The sequence below is a fragment of the Methylocella tundrae genome (assembly GCF_038024855.1).
Classification (GTDB): domain Bacteria; phylum Pseudomonadota; class Alphaproteobacteria; order Rhizobiales; family Beijerinckiaceae; genus Methylocapsa; species Methylocapsa tundrae.
Genome location: NZ_CP139087.1, coordinates 74,223 through 98,549, shown reverse-complemented (window position 1 = coordinate 98,549; position 24,327 = coordinate 74,223). Strand labels below are relative to the sequence as shown.

The window sequence follows — 24,327 nt, the reverse complement described above, 5'->3', positions numbered from 1 at the left end:
GTGATGACTGAGCGTTGGCGCTCGCGATCCGGCTCGTTAAGCACCGACCGTGCCGCCATGAACTGCATCGACGCGAATATTACTGTTTTGTGACAGGCTGTCTGTCGAAATGCCAAGGAGGCGAGGTCGCGGTGAGAAGTGGAAACGAAATTGGAGCCGAGGTCCTGTCGCATTTCGAGAGAGAAGCCAGTGCGTTGGATCTTCCTGAATTCCTGGAATTCGTGCGCAAGCATCATCGCCTGGAAACGCTATCCTATGTGTGGCCCGCGCGCGGCGTCTGGCTGATCAAGAACACCTGTCTTTCTCTCGCCTATAGCGATGCGTGGCTCGATCATTGCGCTGCCAAAGCGTGCGTCGCGGCGCAGGAAGAGAACGCGCTGGACTGGAGCTTTATTTCGCGGCTCGATGCGGCGATTGAGCAGGCGCGGAAAGAGTCGAACTTCAGTGTGGCCAGCTGCAGGATGATTATCCCTTTGCGTGGGGAGCGCGGTTCGCTTGATGCGGTGGTAGGCGTTACCGTTAACGAGCCGGACGAGAGTTGGCCGAGAAGGCGGATCGGCCTCACCAGAGATCTTATGAATGTTGCGCATTATATCCACCAGCGCGCCGATGTTCTTTGGCCCAGTGGGAGCAAAGAAGAACATGAGCCTTTGACCATGCAGGAGATGGAATCGCTTGCCGGGTTGGCGGACGGCGTAGCGCTGACTGACATAGCCATGGCGATGCGGGTGGGCGACTCGGTGGCGCGCGCCTGTCTCGATTCGGCGCGTTGGAAACTGGGGGCTCTCACGCTCGCGCAGGCGGCGGCGAAGGCGCTTCGTGAGGGATTGATTTAGCTGGCACTGAGCCCTTGCCAATCAAACGAGGGGGACGATCGGCGAGGAAGCGCAAAGAGGATCAGGGCGGGGAACAATGTTTAGGGAATCGTTGGAACAGAAGGCTCACGTCGCGCCTCGCGAAGAGATCACGAGTGCAGATTTCGCGAGAAACGACAGCGAAGGCTTATGCACGAGGCCCTATTTACATGCCGCATGCGAGGCGTTTTGGCGGATCACGGATCAGATGCCGGCCACGGCCGACGGCAGCTTCGGGGGAGAGCTGTCAAGCGATGATGACGCCGAATTCGAGAGGTTTGCCGAACTATTGAGGGAACGCCGCCGCATTTGTCATGCGGTAGCCGCGACGCCTGCGAACAGCATGGAATCGCTGACGACGAAAAAAGAGATTGTTTACGAAATCACGCGAGAGGAAGGCGCGTCAGAGACAGCAAATCGTCTGATTGCTTCGTTGTTCGCGGACTTCGATCGCTTGATGGGCACTCGATCTGTTGGGCAGGTCAAGCGCCTTGCAAAAAGAATGGAAGGCATGGACGCATGCGTGGCTGCAAGTGAATCGGACGATAGTCATCTTTTTTCTGCGTGTATCGGGTTCTGGCAAGTTTGGGAAAGCGCGGAGAGGTTGTGGGAGGAGATAGAGTCAATCGAAATCGGTGGCGGGCAAGTGCCGATAGAGGCGGACGGGAAAGCAAGCGAATGCCTTGGAGCACTGGAAGCATCGATCGTCGCATTGACGGAGAAAGAAGCGCGGTCAGTCGACGGGATCGTAGCGAAGATGGAAGTTTTCGCGATCTCCCTTCTGTTTCAGGATTGCATGGAAGGGCTTCGACTATTAGCGGCGTCCCTGTTCGACGATCTTGATCGTGTCATCGCGGCATATCGTCCAGATACGAGGACGTCTTTCTGCAAAGGGGTAAGCGATCGCCGCACCGTCGTTGGCAAGGATTTTCTAGCGGTTGGAAAGCGCTGACGAACCAGTCGGCGCTTTTTTTTTGATGGGCCTGAATGTTCGTCCGTTTTTCGTTCGCGCGCGGCCTCTGTAGCTTCTCCGCAGGCAACAGGAGGTTTTTGAATGCGTGAACTTTTATCTTTGATGCTGATCGGCGGTGCGCTTGGCATCGCGGCGTCGCCGGCTCTGGCGGGAGAAGCGCCTCATTGCTCGCTCGATGCGTCCGCGCCCGTGATCAAGGCGGCTAATCAGCCCGGTGCCGTGGGCGTGGAGACCCCCGCCGCGCAAGCGCCGGCAGTTACCGCGCCAGCGGAAAGAGGCGTTGCTGGCGGGGTACTTGCGGCGCCCGAGGGCGCGGATAAGATTCCGATTTTGAATCATATTATCCGAACCGGAGCGAAGCTTCTCGATCTCGGTTCGACGCATGGCCTGAAAAGCGTCGTCGCCCGCAATGGTGAACAATTCATGGTCCTTCAGATCGCTCCAGATGGGGAAGCTGTGGTTTCAGGGCCGCAGCTGGACCTTTCGGTGTCGACATTGCTGACGATCGCCGGCAGTCAGGTGCGGGAGCTTGGCGAGAAACATGGTCTGCGTGGCTTTTATTTGCAGAATGGACCTGAATTTCAGGTCCTCTACGCAACGCCGGACGGCCAGGCGACAATCGCGGGTGTGATGTGGGATTCGTCCGGCAAGAACCTCACGCGCGAGCAGGTCGCTCCGATCGCAGGAGCCCTGCCGACCGTGGTTGTCGGCAAGGATGGCGCCGCTGGTAACGCGGCGGAGGGGCAAGCGGTGACGAAGCCCGCTTTGGAAGCGGCGGAAAAGACCGCGTTCGGGACCATGGGAAATGAGGGAGCGCCCCGGCTGTGGCTGTTCGTCGATCCTTTGTGCAGCTATTCGGTGAGGGCGTTGCAGGAGCTGAAGCCGCTCGTGGATCAGGGTCGCGTGCAATTGGCGATCATTCCGGTCTCGGTGCTCGATTACGAGGATCAAAATCAGAGCACGCCTGCCGCGCTGGCTCTTTTGAGCAAGGATCCGGCGGCGATGGCTGCGGCTTGGGAGCATCGCGAATATAGAGGCGCACAGGCGCCCGAGGCGGCGGAGCGGCTTCGGAACAATATGGCGGCGTCGCAAGACATCGGGCTTCGTGGCACGCCGACGGTCGTCTGGCGGAAGGCGGACGGAACAGAGGGCAGGGTTGATGGCCTGCCCAACGACTGGAGCGCTGTGATTTCATCGCTGGGAGGGGACAATCATGTCGCCGCGTCAAGATAGCGGAGAAGGCCGAAGCGCGGGTGTGGAGGCTTCCCTGCCCGTAAAGAAAGGGCTCGGGGGGAGGCTGTGGGGAGGAACCTTATGGATCGCATCGGCTCCCTTGCGTCTCCTGCCGCGCGAAGAGATCGTCAAAAACGCCGATTTGATTCGCGGACTGATAGATGATGTGAAGCGCGGGCATCGGCGACGGCAAACGCTGAGAGTCGTGGACGACCGGTCGTTCGACATGGCGGCGACGGCGTTTTATCAGGGGGTGTCCGTCATGGATCTCGAGGCGCTGCTGTGGCGCCGGCGGCGATCGACGGCGCGCGCGGCCTACATTGCATTCGGGTTTGGGTGGTTGTTTTTTCTCGGATGGCTGTATCGGCTGACCCATACGGAGTGGAGCGCCGGATTTATTCTCACCGCGCTTCAGTTTGCTCCGTTCTGCGCCGTGTTTTTCCTGCTGGCCTTCAAGAGCGCGCTGGAGAACTACCAGATCAGGATGAGGCGGCTGGCGTCGGCGATGGAGTATCTGCAAACGAATGAGTCGTTCTGGCCGAGCTGATCGCGTGAGCTCGAGGCACGGAAAAAGGCGGCGTTTTTAACGCCGCCTTTTTGTTTGAGCCTCGTGGCGGTTGCCGGATATCGCGAGAGTTTACCGCATCTGATGCGCCGGCGCGTTTTCCGGTTGGCACGCAACCTCCGCGAACTTTGGCACGCAGTGTCATTTCTTCTGGCAAATCTGGCCCGCAGTGTCACGTGTTTTGGCAAAGTGCGCCGCGCGTTCTGGCGAACGCAAAAGAAAGTCGTGTAAAATCAATTAGGTCGGCCTCGGAATGTTTGGCAAGTCTCCCGACGAAAAGGTCAGAAGGTGCCCGCCGGCGCGCCCTTGCCATTTCCGGCAGCCCCGCTCGCCCAGCGAGAATTCTCATAATCCGGGCGATTTCCCTGACTTGAGGGCTCTGAGGGCTTTGTGATGGTGCCCTGTCTGTCAATTACCGGAGGGGTCCATGTGGCGTTTGACGAGCCATAGGCTGCGTTGGGATCGTAGTAGTAGCTCTTGATGGGTGGGGGAGCTACAGCGGCGTAGCTATTGGCTGATCGGACGTTGCCCGAGGCGCAGCCAGAAAGGAGCGCAGCGCAGATGACGAGGGCAGGGGGAACGAGGGATTTCATGATGGTCTCCTGTTGCGAAGACCATCATGGTTCATGAGCGCGCGAACGCGATGGAAGAGAGAGGAAGGATCAGGATTCGAGAGCCTTCCGGAGGCGGGTCCAGGCGGCGCCGATTTCTGCAGGAAAGGATGAAGGCCATTGCCCGGATGCGATTTGCATGGGGAGCGCCTCGGCGAACAATTTTAGATCCCGGTAGTCAGGATTGTCGGTCTTTTCGGCTTTCTCCGCTTGGGTGAGATGGGCCAGGAGGCGCATAAAGACAACCAAGAGGCGCTTTTCATCAGCGGTTTCTTTATGCTGGCTGCGTTCCAGCCTTAGTTTGGCCTCCCCCTCGCGGAGTGCCGTGTCCCGAAATCCAGCCATTTCATGGAGCATGGCGAGGCCCCGCTCGCCGAGGGCGACCAATCGAGCATTCTCTGCTTTGAGATCGGCGTTGTCGCGCTCAAGATGCTGGGCGTGGTCCATCCATTGTTTGCCCGTCGCATAATTATGATCGGCGGCGACTTGCGCTTGCTGTTGGGCGGCCTGGAGGCTGTCGATATAGGACTGGTCGATCGTGACGGGGCGGCGTCCTGCGAGACGCTCCTTGAAATCTTGCGCCCATTGATCCCGTTCAGCAGAGTGCTGGCCCTGCTGGTAGCCGAAGAGATAACTACTGGGACTTAACATATCAGGCATCCTGATGCGGCGGAGAACCTTTTACGTCGGTCGTCGCCTGAAGGGTTGTGTCCAGATGGGCGCTCTGGTTTGTCGAGCCGCCGGACGAGGAATTCGCACCGGAACGGCCAGGAAGGAGTGTTTGGTTGCTGGCTTGTGATTGGTTTTGTCCGCCAAGCCCCGCACCCCCGCCATATTGCAGCCTTTTAGGTGTAACGCTTTGTTCGACCGATTTCAAGGCGTTGCCGGCGCCCACGAGGGCGGCGCCCTGGGAGAATTCGTCCATGTCGACGCGATTGGTGGAGGAGAAGCCGATCAGCTTCGGCAGGTGATGGGGAATGATCGAAATCATGCGGAAGGACATGGTCGCGGTGACGAGATGGGTCAGGACGAAAATATTGAGGAGGATGATCAATCCGAGCCAGTTCGTGACCAGCCAGCCATTGCCGAGAACGAAGCCGGCGGCGATGCCGAAGCTCATGCGGATGAGCCACGACATGGCGGTGAAGATGAAATAGCCGAGGAACAAGCCGAGAAGCATGAGCACAGGACGGAAGAGCAGGTTGAAGATCAATTCGTAACCGGCGATCCCACGGCCATGCAGTCCTTCGCCTTCAAATGTCATATGGGCGAGCATCCACAAGGGAACGGCGACGACGGCTTCGCAAACGAGGATGAGATAGCCGGCGACGCCCGCCATCCATATGAGCCAAGGCACCATTGGGAGAATAAAGGCGATGGTGAGGCCGGGGATGAGCAGCCCCATGCAGGTGAAGAACACCGGAACGGCGAAGAATTGCATGAGGGCGCTGATGCCATTGGCGATGGCGCCGGAGACGCCGAGGGTGAGGACGTTAAAGAGCGGAGAACCTGCGGTCCCGGCTCCACCCGCGACAATGCCGGCGGCCCCGAGGGCGCTGACGGCGACCGTGATGAGTTTATTGCCCATGGCGACGAGGCCGCCAAACGGGTCGGTCCAATAGTCGCCCGCTGTCGGCGTCAGCATGCCGACGATTGTGTTGAGAAGAGTGGGGGTGAAAGTCAGCGTGCGGAAAAGCCGCTCGACGGCGCTTCCCGGATCGCTGCTGGAATATTGTCCGGTTGAGGTATCGGCATTGGCGCTGGGCGTGGTCAGCCCGTCGGATGCGTTGACGTAATTGCGGAGCTGGGTGAGAAATCCCGTCGACGAGGTAAAGAGCGGCGCAAGGTCCGATTTGAGAGACGGCGACAGGCCGTCGAAACTCGGCATATTGACGATGGGCGTGGAGCTGGCCAGCGACAATGTGAGGCCGTTGATCCGCGCGAATTCAAGGTAATAGGCGCCGGCTGACGTCCAGCCGAGCGCGGATTGCTGGGTTTCGTTCTGGAGCAGCCCAATGTTGCCGCTACGGGCGTCCGTGGACGCGGCGAGCTTGCTACGGATCTGGCTGGTGATTTGGGTGGCGGCGTTGGTCAGCTGCTGCGTGTAGCTCTGTGTAGTCGTCGTGTAGAGGGATTGCAGCGGCGACAAAGCGGATTCGCTCCGGGTTTGCCAATAGTTTTGTGCGACGCTTTCGATTTGGGGACGTAGTGTCGTGAGAATATTTTGAAGGATTGAATTTTGCTGGGCGGACATGTCGATTGAAACGCCGGCGAGATTTGCGCCCGCGGACAGCGGCTCGACCAGTGAGATCGTTCCGCAGGTCGCTGTGCCGGTGCCGTTACCGGCCGCAAGGGAATAAGTATAGGTGAGATTGCCGCCGTTGGCGTTGGTTATTGTTGTGACGGTCGGCGCGGGGACCAGCGTCGTCCCGCTTGCCTGGTTGATCAAGGCGCGGCAAAGCTCATTCTGCATGAGATCGAGAACAGTAATGGCGGTGCCTGGAATGATCGGGTCGGCGACAACCATGGCGTCAGGACCAATTGCCTTGATAGCGTTGGTATAGACCACGCGCGCCATGCCAATACCCCATTTGGTAGCCTGAAGCACAGCTGCCTGCCCGGTCGAGAAGCCAGACGAGAGAGGGAACATCATCACGGCTGCGAAACCGAGCCGCACCAGGAAGAGCGAGGACATGCCGTTCGAGAGAATTTGCGACGATTCGGCAACCCGGTGAATGTTGATGATCGTCGTATAGGCGAGATAGGACATGGCGATGGCCATGACGAAGCCAGTCAGCTGTCCGACGATCTGACCGATAATGGTCGCCGCGGTTCCCGTCGATGTTGGCGGCGTCCCGTCAATCGGGAAGACGCTCTGGACCATTTTCCAGGCCCAGTCGTCGCCGGGATCGAGGGCGGCCCAGCTGATGTCGAAGCTCGTGGCGGCCATGGCCGGGGAGGCGTCTCCGGCGAGGGCGAAGAGAAGAAGAACGGCGTGGGGGAAAGGAAAGCGCAGCATGGCATCCTCGATAATGAAATCTTGATCGAGGATGCCACGCGCGCGCGCGAACGGGATTTTCTAAAGCCGGGTTTTAGTGTGGCGGATATTTTGGGCGTCGTGAGAAGCTAACGGCCGGGGCTCGGGCTCGGAGAGGGACGGCTGTGCGCGTCATGGCCGTGATCGCGGGAGAATGCGCTACGGATGGAGTCGACGAGATCCTTGAAGACTTCCTTGGCTTTTTCCGCCGCCTCGTCCAAAGCGCTTTTCCCGGCTTCCTTCCCCGGCAGGTTCGCGGCGGCCGCGACAATCTCGTGGTCGATTTTTTCGAGATCGCCGAGACTGGTTGTGGGACGCGCCTTGGAGATCTCGGCGACCACGCCGCGCTGCGTGGCATAGGATGAGAGGTCATTGGCGGCTCTGTCGTAAGCCTTCTGAAAGCCGGGTTCTTCGCTCATCGCGCGATCGAACTCCTTCCTGAGATCTTCGAACGCGCCGCCAGGGGCCATTTCAGACAGGACTTTCTCCATGCCGCCGTCATTGTGCTCGGCTGCTTCCCTCATTCGCTCGAAAAGCGCGGCGGCGTGATTTTTCTCTAGAGAGGCGAGGGATTGTATGGCTTTGGATCCGGCCGTTTGGGCCGCCGTAACTGCCTTTGCGTCCCGGCCGGGCTGCATCTGGTCATTGTCGAAAATGCCGAAGCGGCCGATGAGATTGCCCTCGGGTGAGGCACGTTTGGCAGGCGCCGCATTTTCCGCCGCCGCCGCTTTGTCCGCTTCGAGCGCCGCCTGTTTGCGATCGAAGGGCGAAGGCCGGCGAAGCGATGCGAGCAGGGTCGCAAGTGCTGTAGCCGGCGTTGTGGCCGTTTGCCGCGTTTCCTGCGTGTTCTGATCGGCTCCATTGGCGTTGGCAGTCGCCGCGACGGGCTGCGCCGGGCTGATGGAAGCCGCAGGGGGCGCTGCCCGCGCGACAGGATCGGGGGGCGGCGGGACCGGAGAGGAAGCCTCTTGCCGCGCGGCGATCGACGGCGCCTGGTCCTCAGCGGCTGACGTGACGCCTGCGTTTTGAGGAAAGAGGATCGTTGGCGCCATGGCGCGCGGCGCGGCGAGTTCGGGAGGCAGGCTGACGCCCGCCTGTCTCTCGGGCGCCTCCGCGCTGGCGCCCGGGTTTTCCGCCGGTTGGGCGAGCGGAGGATGGCCACTGAAGGCCGCGATCTGTTCTTCGGGCGATGCGAGGGGTCGGCGCGCGCCATCTTCGGCGCCAGGAAGGGGTGGGTCTAGCGGAAGGTCGATGGACTGCGTCTGGTTTCTCTCAGCCAAAGGCACGGCCGGTTCCTCGGGAGTCTGGAGCGGGGTGGGCGCTTGCTCGGGGTCGTTCACCGGAAAGGGGAGGACGGCCTGATCCGGAGCGGTCGAGGTGATCTCATCGGCGGGAAGGTCTGGAGCGAGGGTGGACGTTTCGGTTGCCGTCGTTCCGGATTGAGGCGCGAGGGGGGCGTCGCCGATGGCATCGGGGTGGGACTCGACAATGAAGTCTTGCTTTCCGCGAGCGCGATCAGCCATGGCGGCGACAGGCGTTTCTTCGTTGCGCAGGGCGAGCCACGCTAACGCGGCCTCTTCGCCGCTCAGCGTCGCGCGGACATTCGAAACGAACTCGACGCGGTCTTCGGGAGGCAGGAAATTCAGCTTGTCGCCAAGCAGATATGTGACGTCATGGTGCGTCTTGCCGCGAGAGGTCGCGTCGGCAATTTCCGCGGTGAGGCCGTGGTCGTCGGCCTGGTCGCGATCGGCTTGCGCGCGCTGATTGAATTCAGCCTCGGGGTTGGGGCCGAGGTGGTGGCGGGGCAAGGGGCCATCGGGGGGAAGAGTGAGTTCGGCTTCGGGCATTTCGTGCGGTCCTTGAGTGGATGCGTCGATCAGTTTGACATGTTCGGGGTGGGTAGCTGCACGGTGGGCACGAAAGTGGCTTCCGTTGTCGCGGCGAGATGGGTTGCGTTGGCGCTCGCATTGAGAAGAGAGACGCGATAGAGCTGCGTTAACAGATAGTTGGTGGCAGCCAGCTCGTGCGCGATTTCGCGGGCGACGGAAGCGGGTGGCATGGCTTGGAGTTGGGCCGCCCAATCGACGTCGCTATAGCGGCGGTTCGCGTCGAGCATGAGCGCCTGGAGCCAGGAACCCGTGTCGATCGGCGTCAGGCCTTCATTTTGCATCTGCTGTTTTTGCGCCGTGCTGAGAGGGACGGATGGCGATTGCACGGCGACCGCATAGTCGAGGACGTTTCGCGCGAGGGACATCCGGGCGTTGTATTCTCGCCTTTTTGTAGCGGCCTCCCTGCCGATTTCGGAGGTCAATTGTTCGGCCCGGAGTGCGGCCGGGACGATCGGCTGGATCGCGTTGGTGACAAAATCATTGGCGGCGGTGACGCCGTCCTGCCCGCTCAGCGTGCCTGTGCCGAAGAGAGTGGAAGCGCGCTGATCGGCGTTCTGCGTTGAGGATGCGGTGCAAAGTCCGGCGGCGGCTTCGGTCGCCGAACAATATCTGGCGAAGTGGAGCTGGCTGATGGCGGCGACAGCCTGCGCCCGGCCAACATAGGCGGGTTGGCCGTTCGCCGCTTCGCCGCGCTGGTCGCCGACGTCTTCGATCGACTGCGCCACCTTCCAGGACTGGCCGGCGCCCACGGTGACGGCCTGCCCATTGTCGAGAGCTTGGCAGTGAACAGGACTGGTCGTGTGCTCGACGCCGATCTGAGAGTTGCGGAAGTCGCGCAGGACGCGGGTGTGCGAGATGAGCGCCCCGTCAACGATCTGTTGCTGCGCGTCAACCGAAGCCTTGGCGTAGTTGGCTTCCTGCGTGAAACCCTGCTGCAGGAGCTGGGTTACGGTGCCGTTTTCAGATGAGCCGAGGAGGCTGCCGATGGGGCCGGAAAGTCCAAGTTGGCCGCTGATGGAGGTAAGCGTGTTGGAAATCTGGTCCTGAAGGACCTTTAACGCGTTCTGCACGGCGATGCTGGCCCAGTCTACGACGAACATTTGCGAGAGGGCCGGGCTGGCGCCGAAGACCAATGCGCCGAGCATGGCGCCGGCGGCGGCGGATGTGAGAAGTTTCGTTTTGTTCATGGCGGGATCCTCAGTAAAGCCCAAGCATCGAGGTAATTGGATAGCCCGTCGGCGCCACGGCGTTGCCGGTCACGTAGAGTTTTCCGTTATTGTTTGTTCCAGTTCCAATATATCCGATCGGTGGACCGCCGCCGCCAAAGGTGAGTTTCGGGCAGGACAGACCGCCACCCAGCGTGCTGCCGCCAAGAAAGCCAAGCTTGAACCCGGTAATGGTAATTCCGCATTGTGGCGTGCCGAGAGAGCTTTGCCATACTGTTTTCAACTTGTTGCAGATCTGGTTTTCGATCGATTGCAGGAGTGTTGTCGGGTTCAGGAGATTGATGACGACGTTGAGGCCTGTTCCCTTGAAGAAACTATCGAGACAGGTCAGCGATTTAACTGATTGCGGCTGGGCTATATTGGTGTCGTCGGCCGAGATGCGCGACGACGCCGCGTTGGCGGCCGCCTGGGTGATGGCTGCGCAACCGGCGCTTCCCGCGGTTTGGGCGGCGGCGGCGTAAGGCAAAAGAGCGCCGAGGGCGGCGGCGAGCAGGGCAACGCGAAAGCGGTTCATGCCGGTTCTCCTTCGCGGGAGGCGTCGCGTGGCTGGCAGGCGCGGAGAAGCGCCTGGATTCGAGCGTCGTTCAGCATGCGGCGCACAAGGTCGCGCCGTTGCAAGGCCTCGAGTGACGGGAAGTCGGGGCGGGGCGCCAGCGCGTCTGGGGTGAAAAGATCGAGGACCATCGTGCGGCGGTCTTCATTGGCCACCGCGTACATTCGATCGAGGAGGGCGATGAGCTTGAGATCGCCGATTTTGCCGGCGATCGCCTGGAAGGAGGATCTGCCGGGTTCTTTCGTGAGATAGGTCTTGACCCGTTTCAGGGCGTCAGTCTGGGCGTCGCCGACGGCGACCGCGAGAGCCGCTAGAGCGGTGTCCAGCGCGGCGTGCTCGCGGGCTTGGCGCGCGGCGGCCTGCGGGACGGCCAGCGGCTGGACCGGCGCGTCGATCCAGCTTTGGAGTTCAGGGGAATTAAGATCGGGCATATGACCTCCGTAAGTTAATCCGGAGGATTATTGGGCAGCGCTGCGCGAATACCGAAAAGCGTCAGGGATCTTTTGCGGCCGGAGCGATTACGGCGGCGGCTTGATGACGCTTCAGCTCAAGGCCAAGGGGCCGGATAGCCTCAGTGAGGACGATGTTCCATCGTTTTCCACCCTGCCAGTCGACGAGGGCGTCCTGGTCGGCGCCGGGGGCGAAACTGACGTTGATGGTGGCTGGCACGATTTGCCGGACGGCAAATGCTAGGGGAACCTTTGAGCCGAAGCCGCGGGCCGTGAGCGGATCGGGGGCGAGATGGCGTTCGGCCCGGCGATTGTGGCGTTTGGCTGCTTGATGCGCCGGGCTTTTTGAAGAGGGCGCGGCGGCGTCCGCCGCCTGAGGGGGAGAAGTTGGCGAAGATGCGGGCAGCAGGGCGAATTCGGCGCGTGCGCCGACGCACATAGCGAGGAAAGAGAGGATCATAACCGGTGATTTGAGCATGCTGGTCTCCGTATGGAGATAAGCATGAGGCAGTCTGGCGCGAATGGCCGCAAAATAATATGGAGGTTGTCCGGAAACGAGCGGGCGAAGTCGGCGCGGCGGCGTGGGGAGGGGCGGCGCGGGAAAATGTCACGCGATCTCAATGGAATTTTTTATTGAGAAATAAACCATTCACAAACAATTCAGTCGGGTGAATGTGCTTTAGGCGGCAGGCTGGGTGCGATTAGAAGCTGAGAATATAAAGAAGAAGGAGGAAAATTAGTGGCGACAGGTCGGGGCGGGGGCTAACCAATGGTTAAAAAGAGCACAATAGGAAGTGTGGAGGATGACCGAGATCCTGTTCTGGTGGCCTTGGGCATTCGGGTGAGGGAACTGAGAAAAGCGTCTGGACTTTCGGTGAGAGAGTTTGCGACGGCCGCGGGGATGTCTCACGCTTATGTTGTGACGATTGAGGCGGGCGCAGCAAATTTTTCGATCTCCGTTTTGGGTAAAATAGCGAATATCCTTGGGGTATCGATAGCGTCGTTTTTTGAAGTGACCACTCCAACAGGAAACGCCTTCGATCCGGTTCTTTCGAAAATGGCGGCCGAACTTCGTCAGATCCGGCAGGAGTTGCAGTCGCGCGGGGACACGATAGGTACGATTCTGGAGGAGATCGAAGCCAGGCTGGAAAAGCCAAAAGAGGGACCGTCTGGCGACAAATCGAAAAAAAGCGATGGTCACTGACGATCACCTATTGACTGGACGCTAGAGACCATTAATTCTGCTTCGGATCGAGGGTCCGGAGCAGTTTGCGTGTTTCTCAGTCGGGATGATGTAACAGAGCAGAACGCCTCGCCGTCATGGCCCGAGGTCGTTCTCGCCACCGTTGCGACGGCGCTCACATCGTTCGACGCCATTCTCTGCGGCATGGTCGCCGCGGGTCTGGGGATAGACGCTCTTTCACTCTATCTCGGCCTGACGCGAACGGGGTTGCTCGATCGGCTGGCGGCGCTTGGCCTGCCGACGCCCCACGACAGGCCAATGCGGCGGGCGGGGGGTAAAAACCCCTGGAGCGCCGAGGACGTCCGCCTGCTTATCGCCGCATGGACCGACGGCGCGCATGTCCTCAGCATTGCCGAGACGCTCGGACGTTCTCGCGGCGCTATATATTCAAAGCGCCGCCGCCTCGGCCTTCCCTCTCGTGATAGCAATCGCCGGCGGCGTCTCTCCAACGACGAGACCCGTGCAGCGGCGCTCGCCTGGCACGGCGAGATTGCCGGCGATCCGGATCTTTTCTCCGCGAACCCTCGGCCCGCGCCGGCATTGGAAACGCGCCGCGCGCGGACTTCGACATATCGCTCCCCGTCCGCCCGCCGCGTTACGCGCGAAGACACCCCCGATCTTTGGGAAAGCAGCGACGCAGTCGGCCTCGTCGCCCCCGCCTCTGTGGATGCCGGCGAGGTTCTGGAGGCGCTTCGCGAGGGTTTTGAAAGCCCGACGACGTGGCCGGATTTTGGCGAACTGTCCGTTTGGGACGCGCCCGCCCTTCCAGAAACCGAGTCGAAAAAAAGCCGCCGGATTTCGATCCGCAAATTGTCGGCGGAGCAAAAAGCCGAAATCGAAGATAGAGGGCTGGCGGGGCAGAGGCCAAAGGCGATTGCGCGAGACATGGGGGTGACCGAGTGTCAGGTAACATCCCATCTCTGGCGGTCGGAAGTCGCTGTTTTACGAACCGAATTCGGCGTGATCCTCCTCGATGCGTATGATCCATCGGCCGCCGTGGAAAACATCAGGGCATGGCGGATCGAGAAGCGCCCGCCATGGAAGCATGGCGACAACGACAAACTGCGACAACCATATTGGCGGGTCCGAGGGCGCCACAATCTCCCAAGATTCTACACTCAATCGAAAAGGTTTAAGGGATTGCCGTAAAGCACACGCTCACGTGGGCCGCGCGCCAACCTGTGCGCCTGTTCCGATGCGCCGTAGCGCAATGCGCTAGGGATAAGCCTCTATTCGTTATTGTCCCACTGGATGATCTCTATATGGACGCGGTCGCGAGAGGCCGAGAGGATGAGTCGCTCCTGCGGCGCAAACGCCATTGTCAGTCAGCGGTGTATGAAACGACGCGAGTCGGACAGTGTACAGAGATGATCTCGCGCGCATTTCTTGAGATCGCATCGACTTGTATGAGTCGCTGTTTTGCTGGCATTGGTTCTTCCGCGTCATTGCAGGCGTCCCAGTCGCGCCGGAAACAGTCATCGTGATTGTGGGCAAATGGCGCGGGGGAGATGTTGAGCCGACACGGGTGTCGTTGCGTCGTCAATCAATCGGTTTCGACGCGGATCAAATAGGCGCGCCGGCGTGGTTTCGGGTTGTATCCGCGACTCGGCCACTTCGACGACCTGTTTGCGGAGCCCGAACTGAGCGTAGAGGTCGGCTTGGCGGCAAAGCCGCGACCAAGAGCCAACGTGCGTTCCATTACCCAATTAAGCTCGGGCGGTGCGGGAATAAAACACATAAAACATAGCTGGAAATAGCCCCATGCGTTCGCGCCGCGCGATGCCATGGTCTGGCTATGCAAAACCAGAACGCGGCCATCATGAGAAAACTATCCGATCCTGATTTCCAGGCATCGCTCGTCAATCGAAGCCTCGGCTTGGTGACGGGCCTTTCGGTCCTTCTTGGGGCCTTTGTGATCCATGACGCATGGATCTGGACGCATCCGCCGACGCCAAAATATTTCATCGTGGACGGCAAATCAGCGCCACGGGCTATGACGGCGGTAGACAGTCCTATTGTCAACGATGCGGAGCTGCTTGACTGGACGGTGAAAGCGGTTCTCGCACCGTACAACGTCAACTATCACGACTATCCGCTGGAACTAAACACGGCGGGGCGCCGCTTCACCACCAATGGCTGGTCCACCTTCGCGGGAAGTTACATCAAGTCGGGCAATTTCGAGGCGATGAAGAAGGGCATGCTGCTCTGCTTTGCGCAGGCGCAACGGTCGGCTGTTATCGTTGATTCGAAAATTGTCGGCGGCGCTCTCGCCTACAGGGTCCAAGTTCCGATCGTTCAGACCTGCCAAAATACAAACGAGGCGAATACGCAGAGGATGATGCTGACTGCGCTTGTGGTGCGGACAAACGCAGAAGACCATCCGGAAGGTCTGCAAATCGAGCAACTCGTCGCGGTGGCGCAGTGATATGAGGAATTCAGAGATGAAGCGACAGGCAGTGTGGATCGGATTGGCCGCCCTTTTGGGCGGCCCTTGCGTATCTTTAGCGCAGCAAGCGGGAGGTCCGCCGCCAAACGGGAATGCCGGCTCAATTCCAGGGCAGGCGACGGGTTCTGGAGCCGAGGCGGCAATTCCGTTGACGCCCGGGATGATTCGGGATCTAGGCAAACGACTAGGCGATAACAGACGTGCGCAGGAAGACGTCATGACGCAATTTGCGTCTCCGGCGAGCCGCCGTGTGAATGTCGCGTTCACGCCGGGACAGACGACGCCGATCATACAGGTCGTGAAGGGGTATCCTACGGCGGTGTCGTTTTTTGACAAGACAGGATCGCCCTGGCCGATCGAGTGGGACACGAATTCCAACCCGGCAGGGGTCGCAGGCGGAACCAACTGCAACGCCACGTCGACCGGGGGCGGCCCTGCGGTGGCGGCTGTTGGCTTCTACGTATGCACCCCGGTGGCGGGGAGCAACGTCCTGGAGATTACGCCCAGCTCGCTGCAGCCGCGTGGCGGCCTGCTCGTGACATTGAAAGGGGCTCCGAAGCCGATTTCCTTCCTGCTGATTGGCGGCGGCGGAACCTATGACGCCGACCTCAGCGTGCAGGTGTCGGAACGCGGTCCGAACGCCAAGGGACCGCCCGCGCAGCCAATGGCTCCGGACACCGCATCACCGTTCTTGACGTCGATGCTTGACGGCGCCCCGCCCGCGGAGGCCGCTCCTTTGTCGGTGAGCGGCGTGTCGCCGGATGATTTGAGAGCATGGCGCGTCGGGGACCGGATGGTGATTCGCACGCGCTACACCTTGATTTCGCCGGAGTGGATGGCGTCCGAAAGCGGCGAGGGCGGCTTGACGGTCTATTCCATTCCGCCAACGCCGGTTGTGCTGCTATCCAAGGATGGCGTCACGATGTCGGCTTCACTTTCGGAGAACTGAGATGTCTGCAGGCTCGACAAGAAAGTCATTGTTAGCGCACTTCAAAGGGGGCGTGTTTAACGGCGTGGGAAGAGGAGGGCCGGGGCGTCTGGTCATGATCGTTGGCGTCGGGGGCGCGATGATCGCGCTGGCGGTAGGTCTGTCGATCAACCATCAGAACGATCCTGTGGAGTCCAAAGTCGCCAAGATGAAGGCGATGAACCTTTTGCCGGGTGGGACGCATAGCACGCCGGCGCAGGAATCATTGTTGCTTCGGCATTCGCAGGTGGAGGCGGACAAGGCGCTGAAGCAGAATGTCTCCTATACGCCGCCGATGCCAGGCAGCGTCGACATGAACGCCCGTGCGCCAGCTGAGATCGGACTCGATTTGACGCCGCCACCGGCCCCGACGCCGCCTGTGCAGGTCGCGAGCCTTGATGTCGACGTACATCCCGTTCCTGTTCCGCCGCCGCCCTATGTTGCGCCGGAAACGCGCGATCCGCCCGAGGCGCGCATCGAGCAGATCAGCGCATCGACCGTTAGCGAGATGGATCCGGAAGTGAAGAAGGCGCTGAATGATATGTTCAGCGGCTGGGATGGGCGTCCGCCCCGCACGGACATCGTCCTTGCCCCGGCGGAGATGAACGCAGGAGAAGCATCTGGCCGGCCGGCGGCGACGCCGGAACGTGCGGTGGCTGCTCCGGCCCGTGACGTCGAACAGGTCGTTCTCGTGCCGGCAGGTCGGGGCATTTATGCTCATACGGTGCTTTCCGTGAATTCGGACACGGGCGGCCCGATCATACTCGAAGCCGATACGGGCCCTCTCGTCGGGGACCGCATGCTTGGCACGTTTTCCAAGAACCAGGGCGAGCGTCTTGTCGTGCGGGTGACGTCGATCGAGCATCGCGGAAAATCTCTTCAGGTCGCGGGATTGGTCGTGGCGCCGGACTCCATGGAAACGTCCGTGGCGAGCAGCGTCGACGAACATTATTTCGAACGCTTTGCGTTGCCCGCCGCCGCCGCCTTTGTCGAGGGATTGGGGCAGGCTGTCGCCATGACGAATGCGACGACGTCGGTGTCGCCCTTCGGGGGCACGACGACAACTTATGGATCGTTGAACTTCAAACAGCAGGCCGCGGTCGCCGCGGGCGCCGCGGCGCAGGCGGTCGGGAGCGCTTTGCAGAGCTCTACGCCGAAAGGGCCGACGATCAATCTTGCGTCGAATGTCGGGGTTGGCGTGGTGTTCCTGAGCAATGTGACCGAGCCGAAGTGACGGGGCGGGATTGTGGGGGGCCGGAGACTTAGCCGCCAGGCGCCGGTTGGCGCGGCGGCGGCGGTCTAATTGAATTTAATGGAAAGAACGGACCAGTGATCGCTTCAAGCGGTCGCTGGTTTTTTTGTTTGTGCTGTTCGCGCGCGGGTGCGCCATCCTTTGGTCTCCAATCAAAGGAGTGTGCGCGATGACATTGCATTTAGCCAGGTCGGACGTCGGGGTAATCGACGCCGAGGGAGACGAACTGCCCGTGGCGTTGCCCGGAGAGACGGCAGCTCCATTTGCCATATTTGCCGACGAGAGACCTGTTGTCCAATCGGGCAGTGCGATTCGGTCGCTGCGCGACCGGCTGAACGGCGCTGTGATCTCGATGCAGGGGCGGTTGCGCCGGAAGCCGGATCAAAGCGGTGAGGAAGTCGACGAAGGAGAGGTTGCGGCAGCGTCCACCGTTAATATCGAAGAAGGGGCGGTGGGGTCGGAGGCGCCGCCGGCGTCTGCTCCGGCCGCGCCGCTTTGGCGACGTCCAGCGTTCATCGGGGCGGCGTCAATTGTTGCGCTCGCCGCTGCGGCCGGCGGCGTGTTTGTGAGTCTTTCGGGAGAGACCGCGAAACCCGTCCAGGTCTCGGAAGTGGGGGTGCCGCAGGGAGGGCCGCCGCATCCAGCCTTGATGGCGCCAGCGGCGGCGCTCGCGACGGTTCCGGAGCGGGAAGCCACTGACGCCGCTGGATCGAGGCCCGCCGTCGTTGGTGAGCGCAACGATCAGCTTACGGAGATCCTGTCCTTTAAGCAGGATCCCGTCAAAAAAGGCGAGCCGACGACCCCGGCGCTGGAGAAGACGACCAGCGCGGGCGCGCCTGTCGAGCAAGCGGCGAAGGCGGCGAGCGCGCAGACGACGCATGAGGAAGTCAAGACAGCGGACGCGACGCCCAAGAGTGAGACCTCTGCCGCGGCTGCGGCGCCTGCGACGGAGAGAAAGGCGGAAGCCGTCATTCTCGAAACAGGGAGCGCTGGAAGTAAGCCGCGAATCGGCAATGACGTTGATGTAAGGGTCGCTTCGGTGCGGACGGACGAAATGAAAGCGGTCGCGCCCCCGCCGGCGCCGATCCCGCCAGCTGCGCCCAGCATCGCTCCGGCGCAAGCTTCGGCTGCTGTCGATGGCGGCAAGAAAGACACCGAGGCGCTTGCGCTCGTGACTGAGTTTGGGACGCTGTTGCGCGAAGTGAAGGCGGAAGTTGTCGCCCTGAAAGCGGCGCAGGTTGGAGCGGCGGCTGCGACCGAATCGAAAATCAACGATTTCGAGCGGCGGCTTTCGCTGAGTGAGGCGAAGAGGGCGATTGAGAGCGTCAAGGCCGTTGGAGAGGCGACCGGAGACGCTGTGCAGGCCAAAACGACACCTGCGCCGGGCAAGTCCATCGGCCCATCGGCTCCGGGGATCAGGACGGCTTCCTTGACGATGCAGGCTCCCGCTCCCGCCGCCGCCGATGAGCAGCGTCGCTATCGCATTCAGGCGGCGTCGCCGGGCCTCGCCATGCTGGCGGCGATCGACGGCCCTGGCGATCAGGAAGGCCCTTTGCAGGTGGCCATCGGCGCCAGCATTCCGGGATATGGGAAGGTCAAGAGCATAGACCAGCGCGGCGCCGCATGGGTCGTCCAGACTGAGCGCGGCGTCATCCAGTAGGAGGGCGGGAAATGCAGGGACTCGTTGATTTCGCCGGAGAGATTGGCAATGCCATGGCGATCCTCCTCCCGACATTCTGTTACCTCATGGCGCTCGCGAGCTTCCTTTTCGCTGCCTGGGGTTTCTGGATGATGGCGCATCCTGGCAACCCCTTCCACGGCCGGCCGTGGATTCCCTTCGTGTCGCTGGTTCTCTGCGGCGCGTTTGCGTCTTTCGACAAGGTGTTGACGATGGCGAACGCGAGCGCGGGAACGAGCCTGCAGGTCTCGGTCGGCGCGTTGACCAGCTATGTCGCCCCGACGGTCGGCACGGTCATTGGGACGGCGCCTGGGGACACTGTGGTGAACGTCGTCACGCTATTCCAGGCGTTCTTTCAGTCGTTTGGAGCGATGGCGTGCTTCTTCGCCGTAGTGGCGTGGCGATCGGTGATCAATGGAAGGAGCAACCGTAGTCAGGGTGGATGCCTGGTGCAGTTCACCTTCGGCATCATGTTGGTAAATATTCTCACGATTACGACGTGGCTGGCGGGGGTTTTTCAGGCCACGGCCTGAGAAATGATTTTGGCGTTCGCAAGCACCGCTGCCAGTCTGGATCTCGCGGGGGAGGTCCTCGTTCAGTACCACACTCAGTTCGATGTTCAGGAGAGATCTGGTGAAATTCGATCTTGTCAAATACACAACGTCTACCATTCTGGTTAACCCTGTTCGCCGCCGGGTGGGGTCCTTCGTCGCCGCGCTCGCCGGGATGGGCGTTGCCTCGAGCAACGCCTTCGCGGCGACCGGGACGATCGGCTCGCAGGTTCAGACCATCGCGCAGGAGTTCTCGACCTCCGGCGGCTTCGCAGCTTCGACCGCCATGTATGTTGGGGCTCTGATCACCTTCATCGCGGGCGCCTGGTATCTGTGGCAGTCGCGTCAGCCGGAAAATCGTGAATCCGGGAAGGTCGCCGCCGGCGTGGCGGGTCTCGTTTTGACCGGCTTGCTGGTCACGGGCGGCAACTGGATCCAGAAAGCGGCGAACACGGCGACCGGCGCCAACGCGACGATCACCGATACCTCCGCAGCGGTGACGTTCCAGTAAGCGCCATGCGTCTACTGCCGCTCACCCTGTCGGCTCATACGTCGGCTCTTGTGTCGTGTGAGGAGCCTTCGTCCAAGCCGCAGGGAAGCGGCAGTTACGGCTCCTGCCGGTTTTGCGGTCTTAAAACCGCAAGCTGGCAGGAGCCGTTTCATTTGAACGGCGACCACCTTGACCACGCGGGCGAGAATATCGTTGCCGCATGCGTCCTATGTCATCTCGCCCAACATCTGGATCGCGAGACGATAGACGAAGAAGCAACCCTGGTCTGGATCCCTGAACTGACGCAGGGAGCGCTCAACGCCCTGGCGCGCGGCGTCCACGCGACGTTGGCGGTCCATGGACTGCCGGCCGACGTGGCCCGCGCCCCAGCGGCGGGCGCAGCGGCTTCGGAAGCGGCCTTCGCGGCGTCCATGGCTCTGCGCGCGCGGTCGGAAAAGGTTGAGGCTTTGCTCGGAACTTGTTCGCCGCGCAATCTTGGCTTTGCGCTGCTTGGCCTCAAGCCGGATATCTATTCTCAACGCGCGACGCTGCTCGGGGGACTTAGGCTTTTGCCGCTGGGGCGCTTCTACCGCAATGGCAAGGATATTTATCCAGAGCTCATCGCGGCGCTGGGGGCGCCGCCGCGATAATCGCGGCGCGAGGAGGGGCGCTCCCAACTGTGCGAGCGCTAACGTGCGTTTTGAGATCCCTGGAATACTCAAAAGTCGGGAGATGATCGTGTTGAATAGCATTTCACGGATGTTGGCCGGCATCTCATTGGCGCTGAAACAGCCGCTTGCCGGCTATTGCGACGTGGAGACCTCGCACGGCGATGCGCTTGTGACGAAGCAGGGCGATTACCTGTCCTTCATCCGCATCGGCGGCATGAAAAGAATGGCGACGCGCGCCGACATCGAGAGGTTGTCGTCGTCGCTGAGACTGGATCTGTCCGGCACACTGGAGAACAAGGGCCATGCCATCGTCGGGTGGTACTTGTCGGATCCGGATCAGGCGATCAGTGAAATTGAGCGCGTCAACATGGACGCGTGCCGGCATGTCGCCCACGAACTCGGAATTGATCTGAAGGATATTCTCGACGAACGCTTGCGGCTTTGGGCCTCCACCATGCGCTGGGAGGCGTCCTATCTCATTCTCTGGACGCGTCGCGCTGTGTTGACCAAGGAAGAGGTCAAGCAGATGAACGAGGAGAAAGCCGCGGCGGCGAAGCAATGCCCCGCCATCGGCGATTCGCAGCGCTTCTTTTTACGCAGTGAATTGATGGCTGCGCATCACACGGGATTTGTCAGGCGCGTCGCGGCGGCCCTGCACGGGCTCGATGTCGCGGCGACGGAGCTTTCGGCGAAGGATGCGCTGATCGCGAGCCGGGAGGCGATGTATCGGGAAACCGTCGCCTCCAAATGGAGTCCTATCCTGGTCGGCGACAAAGTCATGCCGCGCTTGCCGGAAGAGGACGTGAAGCGGCCGGGAAAGGAAGGCCTTTTGTGGCCATCGTTGCGCAGCCAGATGTTTCACGCGGACGCTGTGACGCATGGCGGGCAGCGGGTCGAGATTGGCGAAAATGAGTATGTGAGCGTCGATATGACGATCGGGCCGGAGGATCCACGCCCGTTCGTCGAACTCGCCAGCTACCTCGGTCAGGACCGGCTGCCTTGGCGATGCTCCTTCATTCTCGAGGGCGGCGGTCGCGCCGGCATGGCGTTCAAGGAAATCGGCGCGTCATTCCTGTCGATCTTTCCCGCGAATCGGGATTTGCAGCGCGCCTTCGCGATGCTGCGGTCGGCGCGCGAGAAGGACAATCATATCAGCGTGAAGCTGCGTGCGTCCTTCGCGACATGGGCTCCGGTGGGGCAGTCGCGGAAACTTCGGCGCCGCGCCTCGACGCTCTCGCAGCGTGTCGAGGGGTGGGGCAATTGCAAAACCGCGCGCATCGCGGGCGACCCGCTGGACGGGGTTATGAGTTCGGTGCCGGGTCTCGCGCTGGCGTCGACAGGCAATCCCGCGCTCGCCTTGCTCGGCGATGCCCTTCCGATGTTGCCGTGGAATCATACCGTGTCTCCATGGGAACAGGGCAGCGTCCTGTTCCGGCTGCCGAACGGGGCGATCTGGCCTTATGACCCGTCGGGGGGATCGAAGCGTCCTCTGGTGATTGATATTTTTGTAGCGCCGCCAGGATCGGGCAAATCCGTAATGGCGAACACGATTAACATCGGGCTGTGTCTCAGCCCCGCGGTGCTGGACGGCCGGGGAGCGAAACTGCCGCTTATTGGGAAGGTGGACATCGGCTCGTCGGCGGAAGGATTTGTGCGGCTTATCCAGGAAGCGCTGGGACCGGAGCGCCGGCATGAGGCGATCTATACCACGATGCAGTTCGCGCCGGGCTATGAGTTCAACGTGTTTGATTTGCAAGTCGGATGCGAGCAGCCTTTGCCGCTGGAGAAGGCGTTCCTGCAGAATTTTCTGGCGCTGCTTACGTTGCCGCCGGAGGAGAGCACGCCGTTCGAAGGAATGGCGCAGATGATCGGGCTTGTCGTTGATGAGGCATATCGTCTTTGCACGGATGTGCCCGGAGCCTCGCCGAAGCGCTATCGGCGCGGCGTCGAGGAGATGGTTGATGCGGCGATCGCAAAACACAGGATAGAGCTGCATGCGGAGGATCCGCTCTGGCGGGATGTCGTCACGGCGTTGTGCAATGTGCGCGAATACAGGCTCGCTGAGATCGCGCAGCGTCATGCGGTGCCGGTGTTGGAGGATCTGATCAGCGCGGCGCGCTCCGAACAGGTCATGGACATGTTCGCCAATCTAAAGATCGCGCTGACCGCGGAGCAGGCGTCGCAACTCTTCGAGCGCTACATTTACGACGCGATCCGCAAGTTTCCGACCTTGAACAGTCCGACGAAACTCGATTTCGGCCCGGCCAGAATCATCGTGCTCGATCTGCAGGAAGTCGCGCCGACAGGATCGGCCGCCTCCAATCGCCAGACAGAAATGATGTATCTGCTGGGGCGCCATATCCTCGCCCGGAACTTTTTTCTGAAACCCGATTACCTGCGTTACGTGCCGTTGCCTGTCCGCTCCTATCACGCGCGCCGCTTTCAGGAGATCTACGAAACGGTCAAGCGGCTCGACTATGACGAATGGCATCGCACCCTCGGCAGTCCGCAGGTTCGCGCGCAGGCGGAGCTCGACGCGCGCGAGGGGCGCAAACACAATATTCAGCTGGGGTTCTCGAGCCAGAGACTGTCCGACATGGGCGACGCCCTGATCAGCCAGTCGACGGGGCGTTTCGTGCTGCGGGCGGGCGACGAGAAGGAGTCGGAAGAGGTGATCACCCGCTTCAATCTTTCCGAGGCCAGCGCCGCAATCGTGCGGCACGGGCTACACGGCCCGGGGCCGAACGGCGCGCCGTTCCTGGCGGTCTTGCAGGTCGATAACTCGAAATACGAGCAGCTGCTGGTCAATACGCTTGGCCCGATCGAATTATGGGCCTTGTCGACGACGCCAGGCGACACTGCGTTGCGCAACCGGCTCTATGACAAGGTGGGGTTCAGCGAGGCGCTCCGGCGGCTCTCCAAGGTCTTTCCGACAGGCTCCGCGCTAAAGGAGATCGAGCGGCGAAAATCCGACCGGTTGCGCGGCGGCGAGGTGGACGCGCGCGCTCAGACCGGCGTGATCGATGATTTGGCGGACGAGTTGATCGACGGCAGAGGGATCGCTCTTAAGCTTCGACCCTATGCTGACGAAGAGGACGAGATGGCGATCGCCGCCGAATAGCGGAGTCGAGCAGGGCCGCCGGATGCGGGGCAAGAAAAGGATATCCCTATGAATTCCTATCTGGCGGCGATGCGGAACTATGCCTTGTTTGAAGGGCGCGCGGCGCGTTCGGAGTTCTGGTGCTTTTTTCTGTTCGCGACTCTGTTTTCCATGGGGGCGTCGATCGTTGACGCCCTAGTCCTGACGCCCCGCTTTTTGGGGGTCGGCGCGCTTTGTTGGCTCGTGAACCTCGTGCATTGGCTGCCGTCGATCGCTGTCGGCGTAAGGCGGCTGCACGATATCGGCCGGACCGGCTGGTGGATGTTGGTCGGACTGACCATCATAGGCCATCTCTTATTGTTCGTGTTTTACTGCTTGCGGGGGACGCCGGGCGACAACCGGTTTGGCGGCGCGATTGCGGAAATGGATGGCTCGCGCAAAAAACCGCGAGGCGGCAGGCGCTGGGACGACAGCCTGAGCTGGGTTTCGGCACCGCCGAAAAGATATTGAATTTCGTGCATCCCGTTCGCGCGCTCGGC

At 61.2% G+C, this 24,327-nt stretch carries 22 protein-coding genes; 15 read left to right on the top strand and 7 right to left on the bottom strand.

Features of this window, described 5'->3' with window-relative positions; genetic code table 11:
• Positions 1-14 precede the first annotated feature (14 nt).
• The 4 genes from SIN04_RS00550 (at position 15) to SIN04_RS00535 (ending at position 3,607) form a co-directional block, all read left to right on the top strand.
• Positions 15-836: a helix-turn-helix transcriptional regulator gene (locus SIN04_RS00550; RefSeq protein WP_134493449.1), complete on the top strand. Its 822-nt coding sequence runs from the start codon at positions 15-17 to the stop codon at positions 834-836.
• A 91-nt stretch (positions 837-927) separates the two neighbouring features.
• Positions 928-1,806: a hypothetical protein gene (locus SIN04_RS00545; RefSeq protein ID WP_341263902.1), complete on the top strand. Its 879-nt coding sequence runs from the start codon at positions 928-930 to the stop codon at positions 1,804-1,806.
• Between the two features lie 102 nt (positions 1,807-1,908).
• On the top strand, positions 1,909-3,060 hold the full coding sequence (locus SIN04_RS00540) for a hypothetical protein (protein WP_244606071.1): 1,152 nt from the start codon (positions 1,909-1,911) through the stop codon (positions 3,058-3,060).
• Between the two features lie 226 nt (positions 3,061-3,286).
• Entirely contained in the window at positions 3,287-3,607 is a 321-nt protein-coding gene (locus SIN04_RS00535; protein ID WP_134493445.1) for a hypothetical protein, read from the top strand.
• Between the two features lie 680 nt (positions 3,608-4,287).
• Here the strand turns inward: SIN04_RS00535 and SIN04_RS00530 are convergent.
• The 7 genes from SIN04_RS00530 to SIN04_RS00500 form a co-directional block, all read right to left on the bottom strand.
• A complete protein-coding gene (locus SIN04_RS00530; RefSeq protein ID WP_134493443.1) occupies positions 4,288-4,887 on the bottom strand; it encodes a hypothetical protein in 600 nt (199 codons plus the stop codon).
• A gap of 1 nt (position 4,888) precedes the next feature.
• Positions 4,889-7,255 carry a DotA/TraY family protein gene (locus SIN04_RS00525; protein ID WP_134493441.1) on the bottom strand — a complete coding sequence of 789 codons (2,367 nt, stop codon included), beginning with the start codon at positions 7,253-7,255 and terminating at the stop codon, positions 4,889-4,891.
• Positions 7,256-7,362: 107 nt separating this feature from the next.
• Positions 7,363-9,120: a hypothetical protein gene (locus SIN04_RS00520; protein WP_322843418.1), complete on the bottom strand. Its 1,758-nt coding sequence runs from the start codon at positions 9,118-9,120 to the stop codon at positions 7,363-7,365.
• Positions 9,121-9,149: 29 nt separating this feature from the next.
• Positions 9,150-10,349, bottom strand: a complete 1,200-nt coding sequence (locus tag SIN04_RS00515) for a hypothetical protein (protein WP_134493435.1) — start codon at positions 10,347-10,349, stop codon at positions 9,150-9,152.
• A 10-nt stretch (positions 10,350-10,359) separates the two neighbouring features.
• Positions 10,360-10,902 carry a hypothetical protein gene (locus SIN04_RS00510; protein WP_134493433.1) on the bottom strand — a complete coding sequence of 181 codons (543 nt, stop codon included), beginning with the start codon at positions 10,900-10,902 and terminating at the stop codon, positions 10,360-10,362.
• A complete protein-coding gene (locus tag SIN04_RS00505) occupies positions 10,899-11,372 on the bottom strand; it encodes a hypothetical protein (protein ID WP_134493431.1) in 474 nt (157 codons plus the stop codon). Before SIN04_RS00505 ends, SIN04_RS00510 begins: the two co-directional genes overlap by 4 nt.
• A 61-nt stretch (positions 11,373-11,433) precedes the next feature.
• On the bottom strand, positions 11,434-11,868 hold the full coding sequence (locus SIN04_RS00500; RefSeq protein WP_134493429.1) for a hypothetical protein: 435 nt from the start codon (positions 11,866-11,868) through the stop codon (positions 11,434-11,436).
• Between the two features lie 291 nt (positions 11,869-12,159).
• Between SIN04_RS00500 and SIN04_RS00495 the strand changes: the two genes are divergently transcribed.
• The 11 genes from SIN04_RS00495 (at position 12,160) to SIN04_RS00445 (ending at position 24,298) form a co-directional block, all read left to right on the top strand.
• The gene (locus tag SIN04_RS00495) at positions 12,160-12,594 is read left to right on the top strand and encodes a helix-turn-helix domain-containing protein (protein ID WP_134493427.1); all 435 of its coding nucleotides are present in this window, start codon (positions 12,160-12,162) and stop codon (positions 12,592-12,594) included.
• A gap of 69 nt (positions 12,595-12,663) precedes the next feature.
• A complete protein-coding gene (locus tag SIN04_RS00490; protein WP_322843417.1) occupies positions 12,664-13,782 on the top strand; it encodes a hypothetical protein in 1,119 nt (372 codons plus the stop codon).
• A 670-nt stretch (positions 13,783-14,452) separates the two neighbouring features.
• Entirely contained in the window at positions 14,453-15,058 is a 606-nt protein-coding gene (locus SIN04_RS00485) for a DotI/IcmL/TraM family protein (protein WP_244606070.1), read from the top strand.
• A gap of 16 nt (positions 15,059-15,074) precedes the next feature.
• On the top strand, positions 15,075-16,028 hold the full coding sequence (locus tag SIN04_RS00480; protein WP_134493421.1) for a DotH/IcmK family type IV secretion protein: 954 nt from the start codon (positions 15,075-15,077) through the stop codon (positions 16,026-16,028).
• Positions 16,029-16,122: 94 nt separating this feature from the next.
• Positions 16,123-17,280, top strand: a complete 1,158-nt coding sequence (locus SIN04_RS00475; RefSeq protein ID WP_322843415.1) for a DotG/IcmE/VirB10 family protein — start codon at positions 16,123-16,125, stop codon at positions 17,278-17,280.
• A 187-nt stretch (positions 17,281-17,467) separates the two neighbouring features.
• Positions 17,468-18,958, top strand: coding sequence for a hypothetical protein (locus SIN04_RS00470; RefSeq protein WP_134493417.1), 1,491 nt, complete (start codon positions 17,468-17,470; stop codon positions 18,956-18,958).
• A gap of 11 nt (positions 18,959-18,969) precedes the next feature.
• On the top strand, positions 18,970-19,509 hold the full coding sequence (locus SIN04_RS00465) for a hypothetical protein (RefSeq protein ID WP_134493415.1): 540 nt from the start codon (positions 18,970-18,972) through the stop codon (positions 19,507-19,509).
• A 100-nt stretch (positions 19,510-19,609) separates the two neighbouring features.
• Positions 19,610-20,038: a hypothetical protein gene (locus SIN04_RS00460; protein WP_244606068.1), complete on the top strand. Its 429-nt coding sequence runs from the start codon at positions 19,610-19,612 to the stop codon at positions 20,036-20,038.
• 152 nt (positions 20,039-20,190) lie between these two features.
• The gene (locus SIN04_RS00455; protein ID WP_341263901.1) at positions 20,191-20,667 is read left to right on the top strand and encodes a hypothetical protein; all 477 of its coding nucleotides are present in this window, start codon (positions 20,191-20,193) and stop codon (positions 20,665-20,667) included.
• An 82-nt stretch (positions 20,668-20,749) separates the two neighbouring features.
• On the top strand, positions 20,750-23,809 hold the full coding sequence (locus SIN04_RS00450; RefSeq protein WP_322843412.1) for an ATP-binding protein: 3,060 nt from the start codon (positions 20,750-20,752) through the stop codon (positions 23,807-23,809).
• 48 nt (positions 23,810-23,857) lie between these two features.
• The gene (locus SIN04_RS00445; RefSeq protein WP_322843411.1) at positions 23,858-24,298 is read left to right on the top strand and encodes a DUF805 domain-containing protein; all 441 of its coding nucleotides are present in this window, start codon (positions 23,858-23,860) and stop codon (positions 24,296-24,298) included.
• The last annotated feature ends 29 nt before the right edge of the window (positions 24,299-24,327 follow it).

Coding starts and splice junctions, on each gene's coding strand:
- SIN04_RS00540 (WP_244606071.1), top strand. CDS start 1,909: ATGCGTGAACTTTTATCTTTGATGCTGATCGGCGGTGCGCTTGGCATC.
- SIN04_RS00535 (WP_134493445.1), top strand. CDS start 3,287: ATGGCGGCGACGGCGTTTTATCAGGGGGTGTCCGTCATGGATCTCGAG.
- SIN04_RS00530 (WP_134493443.1), bottom strand. CDS start 4,887: ATGTTAAGTCCCAGTAGTTATCTCTTCGGCTACCAGCAGGGCCAGCAC.
- SIN04_RS00525 (WP_134493441.1), bottom strand. CDS start 7,255: ATGCTGCGCTTTCCTTTCCCCCACGCCGTTCTTCTTCTCTTCGCCCTC.
- SIN04_RS00520 (WP_322843418.1), bottom strand. CDS start 9,120: ATGCCCGAAGCCGAACTCACTCTTCCCCCCGATGGCCCCTTGCCCCGC.
- SIN04_RS00515 (WP_134493435.1), bottom strand. CDS start 10,349: ATGAACAAAACGAAACTTCTCACATCCGCCGCCGCCGGCGCCATGCTC.
- SIN04_RS00510 (WP_134493433.1), bottom strand. CDS start 10,902: ATGAACCGCTTTCGCGTTGCCCTGCTCGCCGCCGCCCTCGGCGCTCTT.
- SIN04_RS00505 (WP_134493431.1), bottom strand. CDS start 11,372: ATGCCCGATCTTAATTCCCCTGAACTCCAAAGCTGGATCGACGCGCCG.
- SIN04_RS00500 (WP_134493429.1), bottom strand. CDS start 11,868: ATGCTCAAATCACCGGTTATGATCCTCTCTTTCCTCGCTATGTGCGTC.
- SIN04_RS00495 (WP_134493427.1), top strand. CDS start 12,160: ATGGTTAAAAAGAGCACAATAGGAAGTGTGGAGGATGACCGAGATCCT.
- SIN04_RS00485 (WP_244606070.1), top strand. CDS start 14,453: ATGAGAAAACTATCCGATCCTGATTTCCAGGCATCGCTCGTCAATCGA.
- SIN04_RS00480 (WP_134493421.1), top strand. CDS start 15,075: ATGAAGCGACAGGCAGTGTGGATCGGATTGGCCGCCCTTTTGGGCGGC.
- SIN04_RS00475 (WP_322843415.1), top strand. CDS start 16,123: ATGATCGTTGGCGTCGGGGGCGCGATGATCGCGCTGGCGGTAGGTCTG.
- SIN04_RS00470 (WP_134493417.1), top strand. CDS start 17,468: ATGACATTGCATTTAGCCAGGTCGGACGTCGGGGTAATCGACGCCGAG.
- SIN04_RS00465 (WP_134493415.1), top strand. CDS start 18,970: ATGCAGGGACTCGTTGATTTCGCCGGAGAGATTGGCAATGCCATGGCG.
- SIN04_RS00450 (WP_322843412.1), top strand. CDS start 20,750: ATGATCGTGTTGAATAGCATTTCACGGATGTTGGCCGGCATCTCATTG.
- SIN04_RS00445 (WP_322843411.1), top strand. CDS start 23,858: ATGAATTCCTATCTGGCGGCGATGCGGAACTATGCCTTGTTTGAAGGG.